The organism is Roseateles sp. (assembly GCF_965262435.1).
Classification (GTDB): Bacteria; Pseudomonadota; Gammaproteobacteria; order Burkholderiales; family Burkholderiaceae_C; genus Paucibacter_A.
Genome location: NZ_OZ253537.1, coordinates 3049196 through 3074406, shown reverse-complemented (window position 1 = coordinate 3074406; position 25211 = coordinate 3049196). Strand labels below are relative to the sequence as shown.

32 protein-coding genes are annotated in these 25211 nt (G+C 61.8%); 3 read left to right on the top strand and 29 right to left on the bottom strand.

Annotated elements, in window-relative coordinates:
* The first annotated feature begins 19 nt into the window (after positions 1–19).
* Together malZ and ACQY39_RS13315 are read left to right on the top strand one after the other, a co-directional pair.
* The gene (gene malZ, locus ACQY39_RS13320) at positions 20–1939 is read left to right on the top strand and encodes a maltodextrin glucosidase (RefSeq protein WP_428506944.1); all 1920 of its coding nucleotides are present in this window, start codon (positions 20–22) and stop codon (positions 1937–1939) included.
* Positions 1940–1978: 39 nt separating this feature from the next.
* Positions 1979–2734, top strand: coding sequence for a substrate-binding periplasmic protein (locus ACQY39_RS13315; RefSeq protein ID WP_428506942.1), 756 nt, complete (start codon positions 1979–1981; stop codon positions 2732–2734).
* A 16-nt stretch (positions 2735–2750) separates the two neighbouring features.
* On the opposite strand, the gene ACQY39_RS13310 is transcribed toward ACQY39_RS13315, so the two are convergent.
* Positions 2751–4847, bottom strand: coding sequence for a diguanylate cyclase (locus ACQY39_RS13310; RefSeq protein ID WP_428506940.1), 2097 nt, complete (start codon positions 4845–4847; stop codon positions 2751–2753).
* On the bottom strand, positions 4844–6913 hold the full coding sequence (locus tag ACQY39_RS13305; RefSeq protein ID WP_428506938.1) for a diguanylate cyclase domain-containing protein: 2070 nt from the start codon (positions 6911–6913) through the stop codon (positions 4844–4846). The genes ACQY39_RS13310 and ACQY39_RS13305 overlap by 4 nt, the downstream gene beginning before the upstream one ends.
* Before the next feature lie 477 nt (positions 6914–7390).
* On the opposite strand from ACQY39_RS13305, the gene ACQY39_RS13300 reads away from it, so the two are divergent.
* Complete coding sequence (locus ACQY39_RS13300) at positions 7391–7711, top strand: DUF6172 family protein (RefSeq protein ID WP_428506936.1); 321 nt, start codon at positions 7391–7393, stop codon at positions 7709–7711.
* Positions 7712–7749: 38 nt separating this feature from the next.
* Here the strand turns inward: ACQY39_RS13300 and ACQY39_RS13295 are convergent, their stop codons facing one another.
* The 27 genes from ACQY39_RS13295 to ACQY39_RS13165 all read right to left on the bottom strand — a co-directional run bounded on the left by ACQY39_RS13295 (position 7750) and on the right by ACQY39_RS13165 (position 25089).
* Positions 7750–8163: a GFA family protein gene (locus tag ACQY39_RS13295; RefSeq protein WP_428506934.1), complete on the bottom strand. Its 414-nt coding sequence runs from the start codon at positions 8161–8163 to the stop codon at positions 7750–7752.
* A 370-nt stretch (positions 8164–8533) separates the two neighbouring features.
* Positions 8534–9088 (bottom strand): DUF1566 domain-containing protein, encoded by a 555-nt coding sequence (locus ACQY39_RS13290; protein WP_428506932.1) that lies wholly within the window; start codon positions 9086–9088, stop codon positions 8534–8536.
* Between the two features lie 121 nt (positions 9089–9209).
* Positions 9210–9653, bottom strand: coding sequence for an SRPBCC family protein (locus ACQY39_RS13285; RefSeq protein WP_428506930.1), 444 nt, complete (start codon positions 9651–9653; stop codon positions 9210–9212).
* A gap of 595 nt (positions 9654–10248) precedes the next feature.
* The gene (locus ACQY39_RS13280) at positions 10249–10779 is read right to left on the bottom strand and encodes a hypothetical protein (RefSeq protein WP_428506928.1); all 531 of its coding nucleotides are present in this window, start codon (positions 10777–10779) and stop codon (positions 10249–10251) included.
* A 169-nt stretch (positions 10780–10948) separates the two neighbouring features.
* Positions 10949–11266, bottom strand: coding sequence for a hypothetical protein (locus tag ACQY39_RS13275; RefSeq protein ID WP_428506926.1), 318 nt, complete (start codon positions 11264–11266; stop codon positions 10949–10951).
* Between the two features lie 74 nt (positions 11267–11340).
* Positions 11341–11925, bottom strand: coding sequence for a hypothetical protein (locus tag ACQY39_RS13270; RefSeq protein ID WP_428506924.1), 585 nt, complete (start codon positions 11923–11925; stop codon positions 11341–11343).
* A 119-nt stretch (positions 11926–12044) separates the two neighbouring features.
* Positions 12045–12338 carry a hypothetical protein gene (locus ACQY39_RS13265; protein ID WP_428506922.1) on the bottom strand — a complete coding sequence of 98 codons (294 nt, stop codon included), beginning with the start codon at positions 12336–12338 and terminating at the stop codon, positions 12045–12047.
* A 66-nt stretch (positions 12339–12404) separates the two neighbouring features.
* Entirely contained in the window at positions 12405–12761 is a 357-nt protein-coding gene (locus ACQY39_RS13260; protein WP_428506920.1) for a CPCC family cysteine-rich protein, read from the bottom strand.
* 116 nt (positions 12762–12877) lie between these two features.
* Positions 12878–13393, bottom strand: coding sequence for an MltR family transcriptional regulator (locus ACQY39_RS13255; protein ID WP_428506918.1), 516 nt, complete (start codon positions 13391–13393; stop codon positions 12878–12880).
* A 90-nt stretch (positions 13394–13483) separates the two neighbouring features.
* Positions 13484–13795 carry a DUF5076 domain-containing protein gene (locus ACQY39_RS13250; protein WP_263539125.1) on the bottom strand — a complete coding sequence of 104 codons (312 nt, stop codon included), beginning with the start codon at positions 13793–13795 and terminating at the stop codon, positions 13484–13486.
* A 109-nt stretch (positions 13796–13904) separates the two neighbouring features.
* Positions 13905–14384: a DUF695 domain-containing protein gene (locus ACQY39_RS13245; RefSeq protein ID WP_428506916.1), complete on the bottom strand. Its 480-nt coding sequence runs from the start codon at positions 14382–14384 to the stop codon at positions 13905–13907.
* 110 nt (positions 14385–14494) lie between these two features.
* Positions 14495–15022, bottom strand: coding sequence for a hypothetical protein (locus ACQY39_RS13240; protein WP_428506914.1), 528 nt, complete (start codon positions 15020–15022; stop codon positions 14495–14497).
* 149 nt (positions 15023–15171) lie between these two features.
* Positions 15172–15441, bottom strand: coding sequence for a hypothetical protein (locus ACQY39_RS13235; protein ID WP_263517181.1), 270 nt, complete (start codon positions 15439–15441; stop codon positions 15172–15174).
* Between the two features lie 124 nt (positions 15442–15565).
* Positions 15566–15787, bottom strand: a complete 222-nt coding sequence (locus ACQY39_RS13230) for an NTF2 fold immunity protein (protein ID WP_428510807.1) — start codon at positions 15785–15787, stop codon at positions 15566–15568.
* Between the two features lie 1296 nt (positions 15788–17083).
* A complete protein-coding gene (locus tag ACQY39_RS13225; RefSeq protein WP_428506912.1) occupies positions 17084–17506 on the bottom strand; it encodes a DUF4145 domain-containing protein in 423 nt (140 codons plus the stop codon).
* Positions 17507–17832: 326 nt separating this feature from the next.
* Positions 17833–18126 (bottom strand): hypothetical protein, encoded by a 294-nt coding sequence (locus tag ACQY39_RS13220; RefSeq protein WP_428506910.1) that lies wholly within the window; start codon positions 18124–18126, stop codon positions 17833–17835.
* A 651-nt stretch (positions 18127–18777) separates the two neighbouring features.
* On the bottom strand, positions 18778–19209 hold the full coding sequence (locus ACQY39_RS13215; RefSeq protein WP_428506908.1) for a hypothetical protein: 432 nt from the start codon (positions 19207–19209) through the stop codon (positions 18778–18780).
* Positions 19210–19273: 64 nt separating this feature from the next.
* Positions 19274–19783 (bottom strand): DUF3592 domain-containing protein, encoded by a 510-nt coding sequence (locus ACQY39_RS13210; RefSeq protein WP_428506906.1) that lies wholly within the window; start codon positions 19781–19783, stop codon positions 19274–19276.
* 53 nt (positions 19784–19836) lie between these two features.
* Positions 19837–20310, bottom strand: coding sequence for a hypothetical protein (locus ACQY39_RS13205; protein ID WP_428506904.1), 474 nt, complete (start codon positions 20308–20310; stop codon positions 19837–19839).
* 452 nt (positions 20311–20762) lie between these two features.
* Entirely contained in the window at positions 20763–21155 is a 393-nt protein-coding gene (locus ACQY39_RS13200) for a VOC family protein (protein ID WP_428506902.1), read from the bottom strand.
* Positions 21156–21244: 89 nt separating this feature from the next.
* Positions 21245–21574 (bottom strand): hypothetical protein, encoded by a 330-nt coding sequence (locus ACQY39_RS13195; protein ID WP_428506900.1) that lies wholly within the window; start codon positions 21572–21574, stop codon positions 21245–21247.
* Positions 21575–21679: 105 nt separating this feature from the next.
* Positions 21680–21991: a DUF5076 domain-containing protein gene (locus ACQY39_RS13190; RefSeq protein WP_263539125.1), complete on the bottom strand. Its 312-nt coding sequence runs from the start codon at positions 21989–21991 to the stop codon at positions 21680–21682.
* A 145-nt stretch (positions 21992–22136) separates the two neighbouring features.
* Positions 22137–22547: a hypothetical protein gene (locus ACQY39_RS13185; RefSeq protein ID WP_428506898.1), complete on the bottom strand. Its 411-nt coding sequence runs from the start codon at positions 22545–22547 to the stop codon at positions 22137–22139.
* 197 nt (positions 22548–22744) lie between these two features.
* Positions 22745–23227: an SMI1/KNR4 family protein gene (locus ACQY39_RS13180; RefSeq protein ID WP_428506896.1), complete on the bottom strand. Its 483-nt coding sequence runs from the start codon at positions 23225–23227 to the stop codon at positions 22745–22747.
* Positions 23228–23340: 113 nt separating this feature from the next.
* Positions 23341–23685 (bottom strand): hypothetical protein, encoded by a 345-nt coding sequence (locus ACQY39_RS13175; RefSeq protein WP_428506894.1) that lies wholly within the window; start codon positions 23683–23685, stop codon positions 23341–23343.
* A gap of 66 nt (positions 23686–23751) precedes the next feature.
* Positions 23752–24465 (bottom strand): hypothetical protein, encoded by a 714-nt coding sequence (locus ACQY39_RS13170; protein ID WP_428506892.1) that lies wholly within the window; start codon positions 24463–24465, stop codon positions 23752–23754.
* Between the two features lie 162 nt (positions 24466–24627).
* Entirely contained in the window at positions 24628–25089 is a 462-nt protein-coding gene (locus tag ACQY39_RS13165) for a hypothetical protein (RefSeq protein ID WP_428506891.1), read from the bottom strand.
* Between the last annotated feature and the right edge of the window lie 122 nt (positions 25090–25211).

The following is a 25211-nucleotide window of genomic DNA, read 5'->3' as shown; positions in this document are numbered from 1 at the left end:
CGCCAGACTTGGAGATCCGATGCACGCACAGCCCGCCACCGCCCCAGCTCACCAGGCCCCAGCGACCGACGGCGCCGCGCCATCGCCGCTGCTGCTGATCCACCCGCAAATCGCCCCCTGGCTGCAGCGCCAGCCCGAAGGCAGCGAGATCAGCCTGCTCAGCGAGCGCGAGCAGCTGGACCAGGTCTATCTGCGCAGCCAACCCGACAATGAAGAGCAGCTGATCACCATGCGCTACGTCGGCCGCCAGGGCCAGCTGCACCGCTGGCAGGCTTGGCTGCCCTGGGACCATGGCAATGCGCTGACGCTCTACGCCTTCAAAGTGCTGGTGAACGGCAACCAGCATTGGCTGGCGGCCGACGGCCTGCATGAGCACCTGCCGCCGGAGAGCCTGCACTTCCGCCTGAATCGCCAGCACCAACCGCCCGACTGGGTGCGCGAGCAGGTCTTCTACCAAATCTTCCCCGACCGTTTTCATGCCGCCGAGCACAGCCCGCGGCCACCCAGCCGCCAGGGTCAGGTCTTGCCCGGCCAGGCCGGCCGCACGGTCGTGGAGCCGGCCTGGCATGAGCCAGTGGACCCGGCCCATGCGGCCAACAGCTTTTACGGCGGCGACCTGCCTGGCATCACCGAAAAGCTCGACTATCTGCAGCAGGAGCTGGGCATCAGCGCCCTCTACCTGAACCCCATCTTCAGCTCGGGCAGCAACCACAAATACGACTGCGACGACTACTTCCAGGTCGACGCGCAGCTGGGCGGCAACCGCGCCCTGGTCGAGCTGCGCGAGGCCACCGCCGCGCGCGGCATGAGGCTGGTGCTGGATGCGGTGGTCAACCACACCGGCGTCAACCACCCCTGGTTCAACCAGACCGGCGTGCATGCGGAGCTGGGCGCGGCGCAGTCGATCCACTCGCCCTACCGCAGCTTCTATGCCTTCGACGGCCAGGGCCGGCCGCTGGGCTGGAAGGGTTATGACTCCCTGCCGGTGCTGGATTTCAGCTCGGCGCCGCTGCGCGAAGCCATCTATGCCGGGCCGAACGCGGTGCTGCGCCACTGGCTGCGCCCACCCTATGCCGTCGACGGCTGGCGCCTCGACGTCATCCACATGCTGGGCGAAGGCCCGGGCGCGCGCAACAACGCCCAGTTCGTGCGCGAGTTCCGCCAGGCCATCAAGCAGGAGAACGGCCAGGCCTATGTGCTGGGCGAGCATTTCTCGGAAGCCACGCGCTGGCTGCAGGGCGACCAGGAAGACGGGGCCATGAACTACTACGGCTTCGCCCACCCGGTGCGCGCCTGGTTGGCCGGCCTGGACGTGGCCTACCAGCCGATCCGCCTGAGCACCGCGGCTTTCGAGCGCTGGCTGGCGCGCGGCCGCGCCACCATTCCCTACGCCAACCAGCTGGCCCAGCTCAATCTGCTGGACAGCCACGACACCTCGCGCTTTTTCACCCTGCTCGGCGAAGACACGGCCCGCATGGCCCTGGCCGCCACCCTGCTCTTCACCAGCCCAGGCGCGCCCTGCGTCTATTACGGTGACGAGATCGGCCTGCCCGGCGGCCAGGACCCCGACTGCCGCCGCCCCTTCCCCTGGGACCGCGCGCAGTGGAAGCAGCCCCTGTTCCAGCACTACCGCGAGCTGATCGCGCTGCGCCAGAGCCGCGGCGAATGGCGCCACGGCGCGGTGCAGACCCTGGCCGTGAGCGAGCAGGCCCTGGTATTTGCACGCTACACCGATTGGGAAGCCACGGTCGTGGCCGTGAACCGCGGCGACCAGGCCCTGAGCCTGGACCTGCCCGTCTGGCAGCTGCCCCTGCAGGTGCAGCAATGGCGCGGCTTGCAGCCCGGCCACGGTCCCGCCGCCTTCGAGACGCTGGACGGCGGCCACCGCCTGCGCCTGCAGCTGCCGGTTCGGGCCAGCGTGCTGCTGCTGAGCGAGTAGGCGCCAAGGCTCGATACGGCGGCGGCACTAAACTGCCGCATGCTTGTCTTGCGACCCTCATGGCCGGCCACGCTGCTGGCGCTTTGCTTGCTCTGGGCCGGCGCCGGTGCAGCGGCGCAAACTTCTACGCCCGGCTCCACCGCCGCGCCCTTGCGCGTGCTGATCAACGATGTCGCGCCCTACACCTTGCGCGGCGAGGCTCAGCGCCCGGGCATGCACATCGAGATCATGAACGCCTTGGCCCAACAGGCCGAGCTGGCCGTCAGCCTGAACTCGGCCGTTTACGTGCGCCTGGCCATGGGGCTGAAGGACGGCAGCGCCGACCTGGTGGTGGGTGTCGAAGGGCCGGAGCTGGACGCGCTGGCCCAGCGGGTGGCACCCTTTCACAGCTTCAAGTTCGTGGTGCTGACGCGCAAAGCCGCCGGCATCAGCCAGGTCAGCCAGCTGCGCGGCCGCCTGCTCGGCGTGGCCCGAGGCGCCTTCTATGACGACAGCATCAACAAGGACGAGGCGATCCAGAAATTCCCCATGGCCGACCCCTTCCAGGGCGTGCGCATGTTGGCCGTCGACCGCCTGGATGCGGTGATCTCCTCGGACTACCTGCTCAGCTACGCCCTGCGGCAAACCGGCATCGATCCGCAAGCCTTCGCACCGCCCTTTGTCGTGAACGAAAAGAACTACAGCCTCTACGCCCGCCGCGATCTGCCGGAAGATCAGGTACGCGCGCTGCGCCGGGCCATGGAGCATTTGCACAAATCGGGCCGCTTGGCCACCATCCTCAAGCTGTACCAGTGATCGCGCCGGACCAGCGTCAAACGCCCGGGCCCAGCACCTGCTGCAGCTGCACCCGCTCGCTGGAACAGGCCGCGTCGAAATCGGCCTCGATCTGCTGCAGGGCCTGACGGTCGCCGGCCTTGACGGTGACGATGGCAGCGGCCCGGTTGCGGCCGCGCGCCTTGGCCGTGTAGAGCGCCATATCGGCCCAGTTGACCGCCTGCTCCCAATGCTGGGGCAAGGCGCTGGGCTGCAACGGGAAATGGGCACAGCCGATGGACACGGTGACGCGCAGCGGGCCATCGCTGCCGGGCACCGGCTCGCCGCCGATGCCGAACAAGATGCGCTCGGCCAGCTGCAGCAGCCGCTCCGGTGCAATATCCGGCGCAAACACCAGGAACTCCTCGCCGCCCCAGCGCACCACCAGGTCCTCGGCGCGCACCGCCAGGCTCAGACGTCGGGCCACCTCGCAGATCACCACATCGCCGATGCCGTGGCCATGCTGGTCGTTGACATGCTTGAAGTGGTCGATGTCCACCATCAGCAGCGCCCCATTGAATTCGGCGCGAGGCTGCTGCTGCATCACGGCCAGGAAATGGCGGCGATTGGCCAGCTCGGTCAGGGGGTCGCGCTCGCTCTGGGCCTTGAGCATCTGCTCGTTGGCGCGCAAGCGCTTGTGGGCGGCACGCACGCGCTGCACCATCAAAGCCACCAGCAGCAGGGACAGCCCCAGCAGCAAGGCCACGGCCACGCCGACCTGCTGCACCCGCTGGCGGTTGCCGAGCTGGTGGTCGACCAGGGCCTGGTCGCGCTGCAGCAGCTCCAGATCGCGCTGCTTGCGCTCGCTGTCGTACTTGAGCTGCAACTGCTGCAAGGCACTGGCCCGGTTGCGCTCGACCAGCTCGGCGCTGAGGCGGCGCTCCAGGTGGTAGGCCGCCAGGCCCTCCTTGAACTGGCCTGCGGCGGTCCAGGCCTCGCCGAGCTCGCGCAGCTCCTGGGTGCGCAAACCCTGGTCGACCTGGCCCAGGCTCATCTGCTCGATGCGGGCGATTTCGCGCCGCGCCTGCTCGAAGTCGCCCAGCTGCACATAGGCCACGGCCATATTGTGGCGAATGGCACGCTGGATGCGGAGATCGCCGCGCTGCTCGAACAGCGGCAAGGCCTGGCGTGCCACGTCCAGCGCCCGCCCCGGTTGCTTGAGCTGCAAATACGCGTCAGCCAGATTGCTCTGCGACTGCGCCAACCAGCGCGGTGCGTCGGCCTGACGGGCCAGTTCCACGCATTCCTCCATGGCGCGCAGCTTGGCCGGGCCGTCCTGGCGCAGGCCAGCCACATAGGCCTCGTAGCTCTTGATCTTGAAGAGCGCCAAGGTGTCACCCTGGGCCTGCTGGCGGGCCTGGCTCAACCAGCGGCTGGCCGCCTCGGGCTGCTCCTGAAGCTGAGCGATCATGGCCAGGGAACCGAGGCTGCTGGCCGCCAGATGGCGGTCTCCGCCGGCCTGGGCCAAGGCCAGGGCTGTCTGCGCCGAGGCCTCGGCCAGGGGCAAGGTGCCGGCGCGGATCTGGCTGCGCTCGATCAGGCGCAGCGCCACCCAGACGAGGCGGAAGTCGCAGGCCGCAGGCAGCGTGCTGGGGGTCTGGGCCTGCAAGCTGGCGGCGCTGGGACAGGCCTGACTCAGGCCGGCCAGGGCTTGATGCGCCAGCTTCTGAGCTTGCTCTCCGGCGCCCATGCGGTCGGCCCGTTCGGCGCGCAGCAGCAGCGCCGCGTCGCGCGCCTCGGGCTGGCGCGCCAGGCGCTCGGCCACCTGTTCGGCCTGCTCGAAGTCTCCGCTGAGCACCAGCAGCCGGCCCTCAGCCAGCAGCAGCTGCAGAGCTGGCGCGGGCGGGTCGGTTTGCTGCTGCTCGCGCAGCCGGCGCAAGGCCTGCTCCGGGCGATCAAAGCCCTGGCGCAGCAGCAACTCCAGCTGCTCGCTCAGCTTGCGCTCGACCGGCCAGGCGACAGCAGGCAGCGCCGGGGCGGCCGAGGCGGCTGTTGCAGCCACGGTGGGCTGAGGCTGAGCGTGGACCAGCCCGGCCGCCACAGTCAAAAGCCCGGCGCAGCGGCGCCAGCCTACCCGGATGCGCGTGCCGCTCATGATCGACCCTCGCCTGCCGCCCACACCGGCCCCTGCAGCTGCACCAGCTCCAGCTCACCGGCGCGCCAGGCCTCTTCCATGCGCTCGCTCAACGCCAGGAAGGCCGCAGCGTCCAGCTCGGCCTGATGCGGGGCCATGGCCTTGAGCCCGAAGGCGCGGTTGCGGCCGTGGGCCTTGGCCATGTACATCAAGGTATCGACCAGGGCGATGGCGCGCTCCCAATCGACACTCCAGCCATGGGGCGCGACCGGAAAACTGCAAAAGCCCATGGAGGCACTGACGTTCAAGCCCTGTGCGCCGGCCGGCCCGTGCCGCACCGGCGTCGACGCGATCTGATCGAGCAGGCGCTGGGCCAGGCTCTCGATCTGGGCCGGGTGACGGATGTCGATGACGATCAGGAACTCCTCGCCGCCCCAGCGCACCAGCAAGTCCTCGTCGCGCAAGCAGCTGCGCAGGCGCTGCGCCACCTCCACCAGCACCGCATCCCCGACCGCATGGCCGTGGCTGTCATTGATGCGCTTGAAGTGGTCGATGTCGATCAAGAAAACCGAGGCTTGCAATCGGCCATGTTCGGCCAGCCGCACGATGGCCGACTGGAAATGACGCCGGTTGGCCAGACCGGTGAGCGGGTCGCGCTCGCCCTGGACCTTGAGCGCCGCATTGCTGTGCGCCAGCGCCTGGTTGGTTTTGCGTATGCGCTGGTAGGCCAGGCCCAGCAGCAGCGCCGAAAGCACGACACAGGCGCCCACGGCGGCCCAGAGCTGCAGCTGCAGGTCGCGGGCACGCAACTGCTCCAGCTTCAGGCTGCGGTCGCGGGCCAGCAAGGCCATCTCCTTGCCGCGCCGGTCGTCGTCGTACTGGGCCTGCAACTCCAGCACCGCGCTGCGCGTTTCCTCGCGCAGCTGCTGGTCGATCATGCGCCGGTACTGCTGAAACGCGCGCGCCGCCCCGGCCAGGTCGCCCATGCGCTCGAGCGCTTCGCCGAGCTCATTGAAGCTGTCCGCCACCTGGCCGTTCAAGCCCTCGGCCTGGCTCATGGTGATGGACTGCATCACATGAGACTTGCCCAACTCGATCTGGCGCAGCTGGATCAGGGCGATGCCGAGGTTGTGCAGCGCCAAGGCTTCGTTGGAGCTGTCCCCATGCCGGCGGGCCAGGGCCAACCCTTCTTCAGACATCTGGCGCGCCTTGGCGAAATTGCCCTGGCGCAAATAGAAATCGGCCGAGTTGGCCAGGGCCAGCGATTGCAGGGTCGGTGAGCCGCTGTCGCGGGCCGCGTTCAAGGCCAACTGCATGGAAGCCTGGGCGCGGTCAAAGCGCTTCAGGACGCCCAGGATCACAGCGCGCGTGTTGTGGACCCGGTAGAGCAGCATGGGGTCGGGGTCGCGTGTGGCCTCCTGCAGCGCCTCCTCGATGGCACTGGCCGCGCGCTCATATTGCTGGGCACGCAGCAAGGCGTAGGCCAGCACCGACAGCGCCGCAGCCCGGCGCCATGAAGCCTGCGAGCGCTCGGCCAGTTGCAAGGCCTGATTGGCGTGGCCCAAGGCCAACTCCACGCGCCCGGCCTCGGACTCAGCGATGCAGAGCTGCACCAGGGCGCGAAACATCAGGCTCAGCGGTATATCGGCGCTGAGCTGGGCCGGCAGCACGGCCATGGCCTTGAAAGCCTGGTCCGATTTGCCTTCACGCGTCAGCTGCTGAGCCCGGACCACGGCCTCGGCCAGCTGCGCGGCGCTGCGCAAGCGCGGGTCCGGCCAGTTCTGCAGGCTGTCCAGCAAGCGCTGCAAGGCCGGGCCCTCATTGCGCTCAACCAGGGCGGCGCCGCGCAAGGCCAGCATTTCCAGCCGCTCCAGACTGCCCGGCGCGCTGGCCGGCAGCAAGGTGTCGAGCACCAGCAGATTGGCAGCCGCCCGCGCGGCACCACCGCGCTCGATGCGCTCCAACTGGGCCCACACATCAGGCACGACAGCGGCCGAAGCCGCGGAGGCCACTGGAGTCAGCGGCGCAAGCGCAGCCGTGGTCTGGGCATGCACCTGAAATCCAGCGGCGGCCCAGGTCAGGAACACGCAGGCCAGCGGGCACAAGGCCCGCCAGCGGCTCTCAGCAGACCCAACACGGGCCGGGCCTGGCTGGCCGAGCCTGTCTGCCCCACGCATTGAGCTGTCACCGCCTATGGCCATGCATCGTCCCATCGAAGCACCTGGATTGCCCGCATCCCTGCCGCTGCCGCCGCCTGCGGTCCGCAAACCCGGCCCAAGCCGCGCGGCCGCTGGCGAAAGCCTGGGGATAGCGGACAACGAGGCAGACCATATACAGCTCAGTATCAACCCAAACGCGGCGGCCCAATGGGCAATTCAGGGGGAAAGCCCGGGCCAAACTTAGGGCGGACTCAGACACCCGAGCCAGCAGCGCGGGGCCGCCGGACGCCGTGCCGACGCCATCGGGGCGATAATTGCCGCCTACGTCCTTCGGCGCCGCAGCTGTTTGTCCCTTCTTGGACGCCCTGCGCCACGCCCGCCGACGCCACTGCCCAGAAAGCCCTCTTGAAGAAGACCTACCCCCTCCACGTCGAAGGCAAGCACCCCGACCGCCTGCTCGAAGCCACCAAGCACGAAATCCGCAAATACATCAAGCGCGAGCAAAACAAGCCGCGCCCGGCCGGCGTGGATTTTTGGGACTTCGACTGCCGCTTCGGCAGCAGCCCGGCCACCGCCGAGGTGATCCCCATGGCCGCCCTGACCGAGCGCATCAATGCCTATGCGGCCGAGAAGGCCGACAGCTTCTATGTGGAGCTGCTCGCCAAGCCTGGCGTGCGCCGCCCCCGCCCGGCCACCGGCGCCGACGAGGCCGAAGTCAACGATTGAACGAAGCCCGGGCGCCCACAGCGCCGGGCCCAGGGGCGTCAGCGCCCCGGCTCATGGCCTTCGTAGCGCGGCAGCGTCGCATCCAGGTCCTCCCAGGAGGCACGGGAGCTGACAAAGTTGTGCGAGACGGGCCGCTCGCGGATCTCGGAATCCAGGATGCCGAGACGAAGCCGCAGCCGGCTGGGGTCGCTGGCGTTCGAACTGAACAGCGGCGCCGCGCAGATGCCGCAAAAATGCCGCCGCCGCCCCGGTGCGGATTCATAGGTGCGAATGCTCTGCTCACCGCGCGTGATGCGCAGACCGCTGGCCTGGATGAATCCATTGGTGGCGAAAGCTGTTCCGCTGGCCTTGCGGCACTTGGAGCAATGGCAGTGGATGATGGCCTCAATGCCGCCCTCCACCTCCAAGGCCACGGCCGCGCAAAGACAGGTTCCGAGGTAGGTCGTCGTCATGCTTTCAAGTCCTGTGGTGAGGTGTCTCGAGACATCTTGCGAGGCCTTGACATGCGGCTCTTCAGTCCCGGCATAAAAGGCCAAGGTCCACCAATGGCTGGCTTCGGGAACTCAAGGTCCAAGCCTGCGAGCACACGAGAGCAGTTGCCACTTGGAAGACTCAAGCCGCATTCTCAGCGAAGCTCTTTGCGAACCACCAACTTGAGCCCCGACCCGACTTCCGTGACCGCGCAAACCTTGACGTCGACGTAGCCAAGCGGCAAAGCCAGCTCGCGAATCGTGTCTTCTTTGGCATGCGTCCTTACCTTTGAGGTCGACGGTTTGACTTTCCAAGCCGCCGAGCGGCCGGGCGCTTCATAACGGCGAGACCCTACTTCTTGCTCGGCCTCGGAGGCGTACGAACAAGACGAACATGATTCGTGTTCCCTTCGTCCGTGGTCGCCCACGCATCGCTCGTACCGATGGCCGACACCAGCGATACGCCCTTGGCTTCCCGGGTCGACGTCCAGAACGCACCATCGGAGCTCCACGCTGGCTTCGTTGGAAACACCGTCAGGCTGAGCGACGGGTTGTAGCAATTCGGCTCGCGCAGCGAGAGCAGCTCTTTGCGGGTGGGAAGCCGCCACTGCTCCTCACTGGTGGACTTGCTCGCGGCGAGCGCCTTCGCTTGCTGAAAGCTCAGTCGCGGGCCCGGGTTGACTGCCTCTGGGTCATTGGCCACACACACCGAACCATTCCAACGTTGATCCTCGACGCAGCGCATCCAGATCAGCTGGGTGCGCTTGTCGTAGACCTGTGAACCGTCCCCGACAGCAGAGAAATCGGTGGCATCTCGCTGGAGCGGGCCTTCGCATTGCTGAGAAGCAATTGCGGGCAAGCAGGTGAATGCGGCGCACGCGACGACAAGCATGAAGGTTCGGGGCACTGAAGTCTCCTGTGATGACTGAAGTTGAAGCTGAGCCGCCAGCGGCGGCTGGGCACGGAAGGCCCAGAATGAAAAACAAACCTGGAAAGACCCACCGAAGCGAATGGGCGCGAACGCCGGGCTAGGCCGCACTGCGTTTTTCTTCTTGTTCTTGTTCTTCTTCTGCCAGCGCCTTGAGCCGAGCCAGAGTGATGGGAAGCCCCGTGTTCAACTGCTTTGAAAGCATGGGCCCCAGTACGACGGACAGCAGACCGGAGAACGTGACTCTGTGGACCACCTCCGTGCCTTCTGACCCTTGGATCAACTCGTGCTCGAAGAGCATGCGAAAGAGCGGAATCTTGGACTCGACCGTGAAGCACCGCCCCGGAACCACTTGCGTCAGCAGCATGGGGACCGTGTTGCCCTTCATCGGCGTCAGCCGGCCCCTGCTTCCCACCGCGAACGGGCCTTCAAGACTGGCTTGCTTCGTGTCCGGATCCCAGGTGTGCCAGTTCTGAACGTCCTGATAGATACGGAAGATCGCCTCAGGTGAAGCAGAAACGGTGATGCGATGTTCGACTTGCATTTGGAACGGTAGTCAGGGGGAGAGCTTCGGTGTGCCGTGCAAGGTTCGCGCTGACCTGCGCCTTGGGGTCGGCCACTTTTGGTGTGGATTGAAACAAAACAAAAAAACGAAACGAATACCAAAATCCAACTGACGCACCATATCAGCTTGAGTGAATGGTTATGCCAATTTTCACTGGACGCCTCACCACCACAGAAGCAGCTTTCCAAGCGCTGCCAGCAAGAAAGCCCCTGACAACACGATATTCGCAACACGGTCTTGCAAGAACGCGGGAAGCGACGCCTTGAGTTGCTCAGGCAAGTTGTTGCGTCCACAAACAGCGAAGTACGCGAAAACGGCGGCACCCAAAGCCCAACCCGCCACGTCGTACCAGAGCCCGAATACTTGACTCCCAATAGTTTGTCCCATCGCTTGCTCAGGCTCTCTATTCTCAAACTCGACGGATTGTCTCGCCAGTCGATCCTACTTGCGCTTGAATGGGGATCGAGCAGTTCACGGGACTCGGGGAGACGGCCAGGAACAGCAGTGCGCGGATCACGATGACGCACAAGGCGAAAGCGAGCGGGCGTCGAAGGCAGTCCGCTCGAAATACCGGTTAGCCTGCTTTGACGTAAAGCAGGCCTTTGACATAGATTGCGTGGCTGGAGAAGTAGCCCCGGACAAGCAGGAGTTGGCCTACATGAACAGAAGGTTCCATGCCGCTAACACAGAGGCTTGACTCGGACAGCCCTGGCCAGCCTGAAAGTTTGACGCGGGACGGACAGCCCAGGCACTTTTTGGTGCAACTCTCGGCCTCCAGCACCAAGTATGAGTACTCGGTTGATTGACTGCGAGATAGCAGCAACGCAAGCGCAAAGATTACAAGAACCCAGCCATACAGCAGCAGGAAGATACCTAGCCAACCAGAAAAATACGTTCCCAAAGAAATCCGACGGGAACTGTGAAAGTACGGATGAATTCCCTGAGAGACGTGTTTCGTTACCCGCCGGTGCAGCAGAAAAATTCCGGGCAGACTGGCAACGACCGCGAAAAGTGCCGCTTGGCGATGCGCATCGATCGAGAAGTAGACACTCCACCAAAAACTAATGAGTAAGACCGGCGGAATGACCATGAATGGAAAAAACATCCAACTGGCTCGAAGGACCTCTGCGCGGGATGTGGGGACAAGTAGGCTCATGCGGGCTAACGTGAAGGTGACCGGCACGTTGAGGCAAGGGACCGCACGGCGCACGATTTCCAACGGCGCCGTGCGGTCCCTTGCCGCAACGTGTCCGAGTCGACCGTTCTGTTAGACCTCAGCCGCACACATACCCCTTGAGATGGACAGCGCAAGCGACCTCGTGCGGGAAGGTGGTCACGGCCAGTCCGATCGCATAGGTCGGAATCAGGACGTAGGCCTTCCGCCAGCCCTCGAGCGGCTTCAGCTCGGTGTTCCCGACCGTTACCGGGATGCGCTTCATGAATGTGAACGCCAGAGATGTGACCAGGAGCATGAGACCCCAAAAGCGAAAAGCCTCGCGCTGACCAAAGACGCGGTCGATGATCGTCCAAACCCCAACGAGCACAAGGAAGCCGAGGAAAGAGAGGACTTGACCGCCAGTGATACGAGGCATTTGTCTTTGATGTCTAACGTTGAAGCTGTGCGGCGGACCGAGGCTTGCTGAGGGACGTCCGCTCAAGCGACCGGCTAGGGCACATAGGCCACATAGAGATGCCCGGTTGCGTAGACAACAGTGACAGCGGTCGCAGCCATGAAGAAGCCAAATGAGCCCCACTTGGTAAGAAGAAAGGCTAGTTCGCCACGCTTAACGCGGCGCCACTCCTCTTTGAGAACCCGCTGCGACTCCGACGTAAAGGACTTGATAAGACTGCCGCCATCCTCATCCTGGGTTCGGATGGTTTGGTTATAGAGATAGGCCTTGTCAACGAGTGCAATGAGATCCTGATGCTCGTCCGGATTCAGCCGCAAAAGAATGCGGACCCGTAACCCCTCAAGTTGCCTGATGTCGCCAAAGCGCTCATTGTGAATTTGGTCAGAGATCTCTCGCCCGGATTCACCTCGTTCTGACCTGATTTGAATTGCATCAGCAATTGAAATCAAGATGGCTGCAAAGTCAGACAGCTCTTGGCGCAAGGAATCTATCCACGACTGACGGAACTCGGAGGTCTTCTGCTCCTTGGTGAGAATTGTGACGATAAAGGACGCAAGACCCGCGATCATTGCAACCGTGACGGCTCCGATGATTTGCAAGGCTTCTGTGGAAACGCTCATTCTTGTGCCCTAACGTTCGAGCTGAACGGCCGCAGCCAGCTGGCCGCGCGCAACTGAAAATAGACAGGCAGCGCAGCGCGGCCAGCTGGCGGAGGTCCGCTCGAGCGACCGGTTAACCATCATGCCGTCGCGAGCCAAATGAATTGGACCCAGAAGCCGAGAGACGCCAGCCCAAGCGCAATAGCAGCGAGCTTGGCCGCGAGCACGCCAAAATCAGGCTGCGGAATAGATCCATCTGGGTTGTCTAAGGCGCCTGGTTGGGAATCTTCAACGGTGGCAGCAGCGCCGTTCAACAACATTGCAGCGGACACCCACAGCGATGCTGCCAACCAGCGTGCTGGGGTGAAGGCGGAAATCGCCGCCCCGACAAACGAGGCAAACACAACGTGGATGAGCACCGGGCGAATTTGCATGCTGGTTAACGTGTGCGGTAAGCGGGCCAGCCAGCGTAGCTGGCGCAGGTCCGCTTGACCAAAATGTTATGGCGCTTCATCGAGAGTCCAGTAGTAGCTGGGGGCCTCACCCGCAGCGGCGACGAAGTATTCGGAACCATTCGCTGGTGATCTCGCGGGCTCAACTTCTTCGGTCCTCAATGGTCGCCACCCTGGAGCGCGAAGAATGCTGCCGCAAACGGAAACGCCTGCGGGAAATCTCTGAAGAGCAAGCAACTGGCTTTGGACCAGGCTCCGCTTGTTCGCCCCGCCGCCCATTGCTGGGTTTGCGAGTTGTACATGATCATCTTCCCAGCCGCACAATTCGCAAATCTCATAGCTGCCAGGCGGCTCGCCGAAGACGAGAAATCCGCAGCTTGGGCAAGGGAAAGACGCTTCATTCATGGCGAGCGCTATAACGTTTGACATGAGGGGCGGACAGGGGCGGCAACACTTTTGGCAAACAGCATAAACCATGCCCGCCGTTGGCCGTCCCCTCCATGGAAGGGTTAGGCCGCAGGCTAGTATGGCCACGTCCTTTCTTTGGCTTTAAGGGCGGCAGCATGTTCAGGGCGATACCAGAGCTGAAGTGCGTTGAATGTGACGGCATCGTTGAACCTTTGCCTCGGAGGGTAGCCGCGGTCGGCGACCATTTCTGGCGGCCTCCGAGACGTCAAGGAGCTACACAGGCCAGCAATTCGTTCGTCCTCGAACGTCAATCCGTGCTCGCGATGCGCGAACTCATTGCGAATGCTTCTAACAAGATTGATGTCATGCCGCTCTGCAGATGTGATTAGGCCAAGCGAAAGGCATACGTTGATTCGAGAGGAAAACGTTCCCAACGGCGCGTTGCCGCCTAGAACCAAGTCATTGGTGACCTTCCCAGGCAGCATGTGCGAGATAAGTAGACGCTCAAGCCGGGTGTCTAGAAGTGCCGCGCCGACGAGGGCAGCGCCGCGGTCCGACTCTTTCTGAAACTCGGCGAGGAATTCCCCGAAGTATTTGAGACTGGCTTCATCCATGGTGAAAGTTTTCAAGCGGCATAACGTGAAAGTGAGCGGACGCCGAAGGCGGTCCGCTCCAATGACTGGTTCAACCGCAAGGCGTGCGGCGAGGGCGATGCAGGATTAAGCGTGACCCACATGAAATTCGCCAACGGCGTTCGATGTAGGCATGTCCAGCTCTGAATGAATCGCGGCGAAGACAGCCGTGACCGTTTCATTCGCTGGCGTGCCGCGCTCTTCCGCGACGGCATTGCCAATGTGCCTTACGAGATCGGCCAGAAGGATCCCCCAAGCTTTCGCCTCTGTGTGCCCTGCGGCTTCAAAAAAACCGATGTTCAAGGTGCAATGTAGCCCTCGCTCGGCAATCCATGCGCTAAGCATTTGCACGGAATTCTCATCACGCTGCGCGGCAGGGGGAATGACTAGTGGTTTCATAGCGCGATGCTGCCTACGGCATGGCCTCTTGCGGTTGAACGTTCGACGTAAGGGGCGGCTTGCGGCTTGCCGCAAGGCGTCACCTTGACGGAGGGGTTAGCCGTCGCATTCACTCGCGAACGCCTTTGCGAAATTGCTCATATGTAGACCATGCGGCGTCAGGGCCAGCGTGGATTTCAATTGGGAACCGAGGCTGACCTGCGAGAGCCTCGTTGAGCGCGGCAAAGAAGGCTTCCTCCGATTTCGAATAGAACGTCCATTCGCGCAGGTTTTCGCCGGTTGACACGAGCGCAAGAACGCTGGCTCCAGACTTCTCGACGAGTGGTTCAAGTAGGTCTTCCATGCGGTCCATCGCTTCCCGCTCTTTGGGCACCGGCATGCCCGAATCGGATTTGTACTTCCACACGATGATCACTCGGTCAGGGAAGGCCGACCGCTGAAACCCCTGACGGAACGACTTGGCGTAGCGAAACACGATTGTGCGATCGGTACCCTGTTGCTTGGAGACGGCGGTTGCCCACTCCGTGATTTCAGCCGACGAGGCAGAAAGGGAGAGCAAGGAGACGAGGACAGCGAGAAAGCGCTTCATGTGACGGCTAACGTTGGAGCTGAGGGGCCGGAGCCAGCTGGCCGCGCGGAGCTGAAAATACACAAGCAGCGTAGCGCGGCCAGCTGGCGGAGGTCCACTCGAGCGACGGGTTAGGCGTCAGGTTCTGCGAGAACCCGAGCCAAGAACGAAAGATGCTGTTCATAGAGTGTATGGGCCGTTGTGCCCGCCTCGTGCCCTTGGATCTTGACCGATATGCGCGAATGCTGATCCTGAAGCAACTGACGAACCCTTAGCAGGCGCGCGGACTCCTTTGCGAGGGCTTTGTGCTGAGACATGCCCCACTCGTGGTTCTGCTTGGCAAGGCGTTCAAAATCATTTTCGTCGTATTGACATTCCATGACCGTCACTCTGACGCCGCGCAGGACGATCTCGTTGCCATGATCGGTGGTGAGCACTGCTTCCGTACCAGAATTCAGGGCGAAGTGGCAACCGTCATCGAGGTCCTTGGCACGGAGAAGCTCTGCATAGAGAGCCTCCACTTCAACTGGCTCCTCCACCGTGACAAGGAGCACCGGATGGATATCGGGTTTTGGATCGAAACCGCCAGTAACGATGCGGGCGACGATAGTGCCGCCATCGCGCCGGACGCGGTCTAGGAAGCCTTCGAAGGGGTGCATGCTTTCTGACGCCTAACGTTGAAGCTGAGGGGCCGGAGCCAGCTGGCCGCGCGGAGCTGAAAATATACAGGCAGCGTAGCGCGGCCAGCTGGCGGAGGTCCACTCGAGCGACTGGTTGGGCGTCATCGCGACTCGGTACATACAAGGCCTCATTGGACGCCCACTCCTGCGACAAGTGCTGCCGCGGCAGCTACGAAATTGATGAGCAAGAGTACCGTGGCCAGTGTATTGAGGCGCTGTTCGCTCAGCAATGCGCCAGCGGCAAGGGAGAGCAAGCCGAAGCCCCCAAGAAAGCAAGCAACACCCCAGCTACCACGCCAAAAGTGCCAGGCAGCGTAGGCGACGAAGCCGATGCCACAAGCGACGAACAGCGTGCGATCACGAGAGCGCTCTTTACTTAGGAAGGAACGCAACGACATGACGCCCAACGTTCGAGCTGAGGGGCCGCAGCCAGCTGGCCGCGCGGAGCTGAAAATATACAGGCAGCGTAGCGCGGCCAGCTGGCGTAGGTCCGCTCGAGCGACCGGTTAGCCATCGTGGTGCTCATTGGCCGTGAAGTACGTAGAGGACTCTACCGTCCGTCTTTGAGATTCTCGCCTCCGCCACTCCTCCTGGAATGCCAGGCGGAAGTGAGCCCTCTACGTGCCAGACCCCCTTGGTGAGCTTGGCTTTGAACGGGCGTTGCGCCTGAATTTCTTCGGCGCCGTAGATCGGCTTCCAGATGGCCACCGCGATCGCAATTGCTGTCTCCGCATCCGGCACCATTCCGCTGGGCGGCACGTACCCACGATCCGGCGCGGGTCTTGGCTCCGCAGCGCAGAGCGTTGAAGCAAGAGCAAGAGAAAGGATGATGAGGCGCATGTCTTTGCGATGGCTAACGTGAAAGCTCAGCGGGCGGCGAAGCCGTCCGCTGGAGCGACCGGTTATGCCGAGCCTCGTTTTTCGAAGCCACGGCGACGGCGGCAGCGCAGCGCTGCCGAAGCTGAAGGCCGCCGAAGGCTGAGGCGAGCAGGCTTGCTGGACTAGCCGCAACCGCAGCGCGGCGCAAACCCGAAACCTGGGCGCTGGCAAGACCTGGCGCCGCAACGTGCTCGCCAGACTTCGCTGCAAGCGCCAAGGCCGCCTTCGCGGCATGCCCGCCGCACAAGCCCTGCCTGAAGCGAGCGATGGAGTTCTGTTTAGCCTGCTGCATAACGTAAAGGTCAGCGGACGCCGCAGGCGGTCCGCTGCAACGACCGGCTATGCAGAGCCACCTTCGGAGGCAGTGCGGTGGAGGTGGCCGAGAGCATACCGAAGCGGTACCCACGCCGCAGGCGGCTGAGGCGACAGGCTGCATCCGCATCATGCGGCAGGCTGCGAACCGAGGAAAGCGTACGGCCAGCTTGGCTTGAACCGGCAAGATCCTCGCAACCGAAAGCTGGTGCCGTTCGCGCCCAGCCCGAACACGAGAAAACCTCGGTCCGTTGCACCGCGTGGCCGCCGCGAACGCGGAACCGAAAACGGATCTTCGAGATTTTCTTAGCCTGCTGCATAGCGTTCGAGCTGAGGGGCCGCAGCCAGCTGGCCGCGCGGAGCTGAAAATACAGAGCCAGCATAGCGCGGCCAGCTGGCGGAGGTCCACTCGAGCGACCGGTTATGCAGAGCCGCCTCGAAGGCACTAACGTGGCAGTGGCCGATAGCAACCCGACGCTGTACTCTTTCGGCGCTCGGCTGGCTAAGGCGGCAGGCTGATTCTTTGCCATGCGGCTCGGCGCGAACCGAGGAAGGCAAAACGTAGCCTTCGCTAAGACAGGCAAGATCATGGTGGCCGGAGCCTGAAACCGCTGGCGCTCGGCCTGGTGCAACTTTCGGCGAGGCGAGTTGACCCGGTAGCTTGCCCCGAGCGAGCATCCAGAAAAGAAACTTCGAGCTTTGCTTAGCCTGCTGCATAACGTTCGAGTTGAGGCGGGACCGACGGTAAAGCGCCAGGCCCGGCGGAGGGATGATAACCATCACCAGGAGCCGGGCCTGGTGGTTTGCCGTTGGGCCTCGCCTCGAACGAGGGGTTAGGCCTCACTCGACTCACTTCTTGCGTAGCGTTCTCAGCGCGGCTGCAGACGCCGGAAGTTCGTAGAACTCATGAATGAGCAAACGAGCAAACTCTAGAACCTGAAGCGCGGTCTCTTGATTGGCTGCTGCAAGGTTGTCATCGTCTGGGTGGGCACCGAGGTTGCCGTACTGCCGAATCTCTTCCGCGAGCGGATGGAATGCTTTTCGCAGGATCCCACCGGCAATCGCCGCGTTGATGGCATCAACAAGTTTGTTCTGTGCACACCCTTGGTCGGCCAGGCAACGTTGCAAGACTCGGCGGCTCATGACTAGGCTCGCCTTGTGGCACGATGCGCCTAAGCAGATGCCTGCCTCTCTGAAATCTTCCCGTACGGCATCAGGTACAGGCGCCGTACTGTCAAGTTCGTAGTTTGCAAAGGGGTAGATGTAATCCACGCCGCCTCCGTTGCGAAGGGAGACCAGCACGAGCTTCTGACACTGGTGATTCTGACATCGCTCGACGTACCAGAAGCGGGCGCCATCCCCCGCCTTTAGCGGTTGATCGAATACATGAGTCGTTTGTACGTGGCGTACGCCGCAGTGCGGGCATTGATCGAGGACCATAAGACGCTAGTTTCCCTGGGAGTGCTGCAAAAAGTGGTGCTGTGAGGCCTAACGTTGAAGCTGAGGGGCCGCAGCTAGCTGGCCGCGCGGAGCTGAGAATACAAAGGCAGCATAGCGCGGCCAGCTAGCGGAGGTCCGCTCGAGCGACCGGTTAACCATCATGCCGACGCGTGCCAAGCGAACTGGACCCAGAAGCCGAGGCACGTCAGCCCAATCGCGACAGCGACGAGCTTGGCCGCGAGCACGCCCAAACCAGGCCGCGGAATAGATCCATCTGGGTTGTCTAGGGCGCCCGGCTGGGAATCTTCAACGGTGGCAGCAGCGCCATTCAACAACATTGCAGCGGACACCCATAGCGATGCAGCCAACCAACGTGCTGGGGTGAAGGCGGAAATCGCCGCTCCGACGAGCGCGGCAAACACAACGTGGATAAGCACCGGGCGAATTTGCATGCTGGTTAACGTCGAAGTTGAGCCGCGAGCGGCGGCTGGGTACGGAAGGCCCAGAATGAAATGGGGGCCTGGAGTGACCAGCCGTTGCGAGTCGGCTCGAACGACCGGTTATGCCGCATTTTGACACCGAGATTCCAGCCAAGCGCCAATGGCCATACTCGCTGGCAGCCCAACGGCCCAAAACCCTATGCGAGCCAGCGATCTCGTGGCCGGGAACTGCGCAAAGACGATGTACCCGACAACCATTGCGAACACTGAAAGCACGGCAAGTCGTGACCGCCTTGGACTAAGGCGATTTGCGATCCAACCTATCAGCGCTAAGGCGATGCAACAAGCGAGAGTAGCAATCAGCCATGTATTGCTGTTTGCCCAGCCGCCAGCGCTTGACCTCGGCTCAGCAATCTTGGTATCACTTGCTAGTGCAATCAGATATGGCTCTGCCACGACCGAGGACAAGAATAAGACTATCAGCCCGACTGTTCCGACGACGATTGCTAGCCAGGTGCGTCGGAATTTCGATGAGGTAGCGGGGGCTTGGTTCATGCGGCATAACGTTGAAGCTGAGTGGCCGGAGCCAGCTGGCTGCGCGGAGCTGAAAATATACAGGCAGCGTAGCGCGGCCAGCTGGCGGAGGTCCATTCGAGCGACCGGTTAGACATCGCGGCTCCGAAGCAGCGCATCAACCAGCGCGCCCATCAAGCTGTCGCCGTGCGACTGCCAGAACGCTGCCGACACTTGAATGCCGAAGTCGCGGCCTACAAGTTCAACAACGGCATCGAATGCGCCTACAGGATCACTGAAGTCAAAACTCGGTCCGTGAAATGCAGCCATGGCCGCGTCGTCTGGAAGGAATACCTTTGACTTCCACTGTAGTTGAATAGCAAGCACTTCAGCGATAGCCTCGGCAAGCACCTGCCGCTCACCGCCTCCCCACTGCGCCATTGCCGTTTGCGGTCTACGCGCTTGGAGATTCTTGAGTTCCTTGAAAAATGAAAGATCGGGCCCCAGCCAGCGAACCCCAATGAAGAGCTTGCCCCAACGGTCCGTCGGAGGGAAGTCAGGCGGAAATCGAAGAACTGTCATCGGTGTATTCGATGTCTAACGTTTGAATTGAGCCGCGCCGAAAGGCGTCGGCTCGAATGAATGGTTAGCCGGCTTTCTCAACTACAACGATACGATTGAGCAGACGAGAATCACTTTGCCCAAACAGGAAGGTCGTCGCAAAGAAGCCAAATGCGAAGAGCACCCACGTCACGGCGAAGGCCATGTGAATCTGGTGCGATCGACTTATCCCGTATGCAAGGCACGATTCGCCTGGGTCTCCGGGGTTGTAACGGGCTTCGACGATCTTGGCCGACTTGAGCTTCTTAAAGATCTCTTGGTGAGCTTCTTTGCCACTGGTGGCCATGTAGCCGAAAGATACCGTTGAGCCGGTGTACGTAGATCCGCTCACTCGGTAGCTGTAGCTGACCGCGGCCTGGTACACCGTGCCGTCCGAGTCGGACTCCTGCTTCAAATCAACGGACTGTAGAACTGCTGGCACCGTCGGCCACGCAGACGCTTTGGTCGCGTGCAAGAGGCCGCTGATCGCTGACGCTAGCAAAAAGACGCCCACAAAAACGAATGCTGCCGCGAAGAGCAGTGATGGAAGACTCATCCTTTGCGCTTTCATGTGATGGCGACAATTGGGCTGACGGCTAACGTTCGCGCTCAGCGGGCGGCGAAGCCGTCCGCTGCAGCAACGGGTTGAGCGGCATCTTCTGCCCTGATCGAGCCTTCATCCAGGAGCGCCCGAGCTGAAGTTGTGTAGCGTTCAAAGAACTCCTTAAGCGTCGCTGCTACCAGCTTGGGAGCGCAGCCGTCGAAGTAATCAACGTAAACCGCGCTGTGCTCCAAATTCACTGGTTTGAGCCGGTACACCCAGCACGAGATGCAGTAGTCGGAGAACAGCACACCGAATTCGGAAGGCGTTTGTCCTTCAATTTCGTTCAACGACCACAAGCGCCAGTACTCGTTGTCCATCATGCGCATGCCACCAAGCGCGCCGTATAGGGAAAGAACGTCTCTGGTGGCAATGGAGCCAAGTTTGGCGAAGGCTTGTCTTACCGACGCCGCAGGTGGCGGCGGCAGTGGTTCAGCGGCCTCTGCCGTCCAGCGCGGAAGTAGTTCTGAAAGCGACTGCATGCTTGACGCTCAACGTTGAAGCTGAGCCGGAGCCGCAGGCGATCGGCTCGAGCGACCAGTTATGCAGAGCCATTTCGAAGGCACTGCGGTGGAGGTGGCCGACAGCATACCGAAGCTGTACCCATGAGGCGCACGGCTGAGGCGGCAAGCGCGTTGTTCTTCTGCGGGCCGCCAGCGAACCAAGAAGAGAGTACGAGCAGCCTGGCCAAGACCGGCGAGATCACGGCGGCCGGAGGCTGGCAATATGCGGGAAGCCCCTGCCTCCGAGAAAATCACGGCGCAACGCGCAGCGCATTCGTGGCGGTCGCCAGACCGACAACGGGCCTTCAAGCGCTTCTTAGCTTGCTGCATAACGTTCGAGCTGAGGGGCCGCAGCCAGCTGGCCGCGCGTAGCTGAAAATGTACAAGCAGCGTAGCGCGGCCAGCTGGCGGAGGTCCACTCGAGCGACCTGTTAGAGCGCACCTTGCCGAAGCTGAAACACATTACCTTCAGGATCATGACCGTCGAGGACGGCGCTATCTTGAAACTGCCACGATCGCTCGGCGGGGTTCATTTGACCACCCAGCTGGGCTACTTTGGATGCTGCGTCTTCAATGCTGCGGACAAAGAAGACCAGCTTGATGGGCGTGCCTTCGCGACGGACCGGAGGTGATTGAATTTCAATGGTTGCAGCAATGTGCTGCGGAACAGCAACGATCACCAACTGGAAGCCATTGGCCTCCAAGGCTACGTGACCAGATTCTGATTCAGTGACTTTAAGTCCAACGACTGCAGAGTAGAACTCGCTGACCAAGCCGAGGTCTTTCGCGTAGAGGACAGCGCCAGACGTTACGGGTGCTTGCATGATGGCTCGCTGTTAATCTGCTGACATTGCGCTCTAACGTGCGAGTTCAGCGGGCGCCGAAGGCGTCCGCTGCAATGACTGGTTGGACGTCACGACTGAGCCTCCAGCGCCTTGAGCCACTCTTCAAACCACTCTGTTGGCATCCGCTCGCTCTCGAAAGAACGAGTCCGAAGCTGATCCAACGAATAGGTGTTCGCAAGGTACAAGTCCCATTGAGTTTCGACGTCCGTGAGCAGCGGCAGCAGGCGCTCGATCTCCGCCGGCGCGTCAACTTCTAAGTAGCAACACCAGAACGCATCGCACCATTCAGCGATCTGCTTGTGCGAATACGGCGCGGCATCAGGCGATGCGCCCCAGGCCAAGACCCGAGCTACAGACTCGGGGACGAACGGCAATGGAATCGGTGAGCTGAGCGTCATTGCAGCGGCTGTATTGACGTCCAACGTGAAAGTGAGCGGACGCCGAAGGCGGTCCGCTCCAATGACTGGTTCAACCGCAAGGCGTGCGGCGAGGGCGATGCAGGATTAAGCGTGACCCACATGAAATTCGCCAACGGCGTTCGATGTAGGCATGTCCAGCTCTGAATGAATCGCGGCGAAGACAGCCGTGACCGTTTCATTCGCTGGCGTGCCGCGCTCTTCCGCGACGGCATTGCCAATGTGCCTTACGAGATCGGCCAGAAGGATCCCCCAAGCTTTCGCCTCTGTGTGCCCTGCGGCTTCAAAAAAACCGATGTTCAAGGTGCAATGTAGCCCTCGCTCGGCAATCCATGCGCTAAGCATTTGCACGGAATTCTCATCACGCTGCGCGGCAGGGGGAATGACTAGTGGTTTCATAGCGCGATGCTGCCTACGGCATGGCCTCTTGCGGTTGAACGTTCGAGCTGAGGGGTCGCAGCCAGCTGGCCGCGTGGAGCTGAAAATATACAGGCAGCGCAGCGCGGCCAGCTGGCGGAGGTCCACTCGAGCGAAAGGTTAGGTGTCATTGCCCACTCGAGGTCTTGGCAATTCTGCGAAGCAGCCACTCAACTACTTTTGCTTCACCTTCAGAAAACTGCGCCTCCTCTCCCTCTGGCGTAGCAACCAGTTTCTTGCGCAGCTTGTAATAGCGAAAGGCTCCATACCCGACACCGATCCCCGCTCCCGCGACGCCCACTGGGGCCCAAACAGGGGTGGAGGCGATTAGGCCGGCAGACATGAGCATTCCTGTGATGCCTGAGGCGCCAATCGTTGTTCCGAAGATTCCTGCACTTCCAATTACTGCAGCTGCAGCACCAGAGACAACGGCAGCCCCGGTCCCTAGAGCCGTGGCACCGCCCACGAGAAGTGCGGTAATAGTCATGGTGCTCAGGTACGTGCCTGCAACATACCCCGCCGCGGAGGTCACGATCATTCCGCCGGCTGCATGTGGGACCAGAGTACCGCCGGCGGCAAGTGCTGAGATGATCGGGATTAGTGGAAGTGGCATGTGACTCGTCCTGTGACACCTAACGTTCGAGCTGAGGGGCCGCAGCCAGCTGGCCGCGCGGAGCTGAAAATATACAGGCAGCGTAGCGCGGCCAGCTGGCGGAGGTCCACTCGAGCGACCGGTTAGACCTCATAGCTCTCCGCTGGCACTAGCCCATTGACAAACTCTTCAAACGAACTTGCAACCCGCAGATCTTCACCGCACTCAACGTCGATCCATGAAACTACAGGGGCAGGACCTGATCGGTAATCCAACGTTAGCCAGTAGTGCCCGTCGCCAGATAGCAATACCTGCTTCGGCGGTATGCCCCACTCAGCTCTCATGGTTTCCGAGTGCAGTAGATTCTGGGGTGTCCCTGCCGCTGCTCCGATGACTATCCCGGCAAGGTCGTCAAGCGGGACATGATCGTCAGACCAAGTCGTTCGCTCGGTCATTGGATGTGCGAAGCCCTTTGTGTACCCGCCGTTCTGCATACGAAGAAGGTCAACAAGAAGGACCGGGAGTGTCACACCCAGCCTGGCCTCTGCGATAGCAACCATTTCGTCCGTCAGCGGCGGATGGTTGTAGTAATTGGTTCCCCAAAACTCGCGAAGATCGATTGGCATGGACTGAGGTCTAACGTTCGAGCTAACTGGCCCGCGACGGCAGGACGCCGAAGGGCCAGAATGAAATGAGGCCCGAAGGCGGGATGCCGTTGCAGGTCCAGTTCAGCGAAAGGTTATGCATCATTTCCGGCACGAGCACTAGAGTTGATGTGCGCCCGCACACCAGCCAAGGAGTTGAGCGGCGCCTTGCCCTCGAAATTGAGTATCTCTTCTAACGCTTCGTCGAGGACGGCATGGTGGTCTGTCGATGAGGGCACAAGGGTGTAGACACCATTCTTTGAACCAAAGAATCCACGTTGATTTGGGACGGTGAAGTGAGGTTCAAGCGGACGCCCTGCGTCATCCCAGAACAGCCAAACCGCAGCTTCAACGTCCAAGCCTTCGCAGTGTGCAATGGCCTCGTTCTCGTCAGAGAAGACGTAAATTGCGCGCTCTTGAGTTTCTACGACGAAGATCATGAGGCATAACGTTGAAGCTGAGCCGCGAGCGGCGGCTTGCCGACGCGAGTCGGCTCGAGCGACTGGTTAGCCATCAGCGCCCCGACTGCTAGCCGAAGAAAGGGCTTTCAGCATTACGCCTTGCATGAACTTCGTGGCCTCGACGAGCGTCATGGGCTTTGCCGGCGGAATCTTGTTACCGGCGGAATGCCGTGCGTCAAGCCCAGCAACAGACGGGCTATTTGCCGAGCGCATGAAGCGCTCTCGCTGATTGTCCGAACAAAGGTCAAGGTTGCTCACCGTATTCCCGAGGCCCTCTTCAACCTCATCAAGTATGCGATACAGACGAGGCCAGGTTCTGGCCTCGTCTGCCCACAGGATCATTGCGGTTGTGAGCGCCCTATTCTTCATTGAGGCTGTCGCTAGCATTTGCGCCTGCGTGGGACCAGCAACTCCGTCCAGATTGGCCCGAATTTTCGAGACGATTGTCAGTTCAGCGACCACGCCGGATGCAAAAGCATCACGCCTTCCATCGGGATGCTCCCTGTAAGTTCCAGCAAGAGCAGGAGTCTTGTAGTGGCCGAAGATAAGCTTCATCGCCGCTGCAAAGATTTCTAGCCGAGCCAGGGCTAGCGCGCGAACTTCCGCGTGGTCGGCTGTCACCTCTAGCGCGGAGCCAACAATGTAGTACCGCTCGCCCTCCAACACGACGTACATGTCTCCGTCTGGAAAGTACGCCGGAAGATCCTCGAGGTGGAACTTGTCGCCCGTAATCTCTACGAGCCAGCGCGGCTGATTCATTTGATGGCTAACGTTCGAGCTGAGGGGCCGCAGCCAGCTGGCCGCGCGGAGCTGAAAATATACAGGCAGCGTAGCGCGGCCAGCTGGCGTAGGTCCACTCCAGCGACTGGTTAACCCGCTCCGCAGTGCACACTGCTTGAAACCTCATGCCAGGGATACCACTCACTGTGTGCCAGGCCAAAGCACGACCTCCCCGCCTTCGTCGTACTCCGGAAACATGGTGAAGTTGACGATGACGCCATCTACCGCCCAAAAGAGCAAGCCAGCTCTGGTGCTTTCGTAGCACTTGCCGAACTCTCCGTGGTCGTCGGTCACGTGTACATCTGGAATGCCCATGTGCGCAGCATGCTGAGCAAGCTTGATGGCCTCTACTCCCAGAAGCCGAACACCTTCAATAGTCACGCTGAGATCCTCAACGTCGATTGCCTCCAACCGCCATTGTTCCTCTTCGCCGAACGATATTTGTATGCCGCGGTCTAGATAGATCCACCGTTCTGCGGCGCCAGTGAACTCAGACTCAATCGCTTCAATAGCGTCCGGTTCGCCCGCCGCAGAAAGCACCTCATCTCGGCGCATCCCGAAGATGAATGGAGGCAAGCCCCGAAGCGGAAAGGCAGCGCTCATTATTGTGCGGGTTAACGTTGAAGCTGAGGGGCCAGAGCCAGCTGGCCGCGCGGAGCTGAAAATAAGCTGGCAGCATAGCGCGGCCAGCTGGCGGAGGTCCACTCGAGCGACAGGTTAGGCAT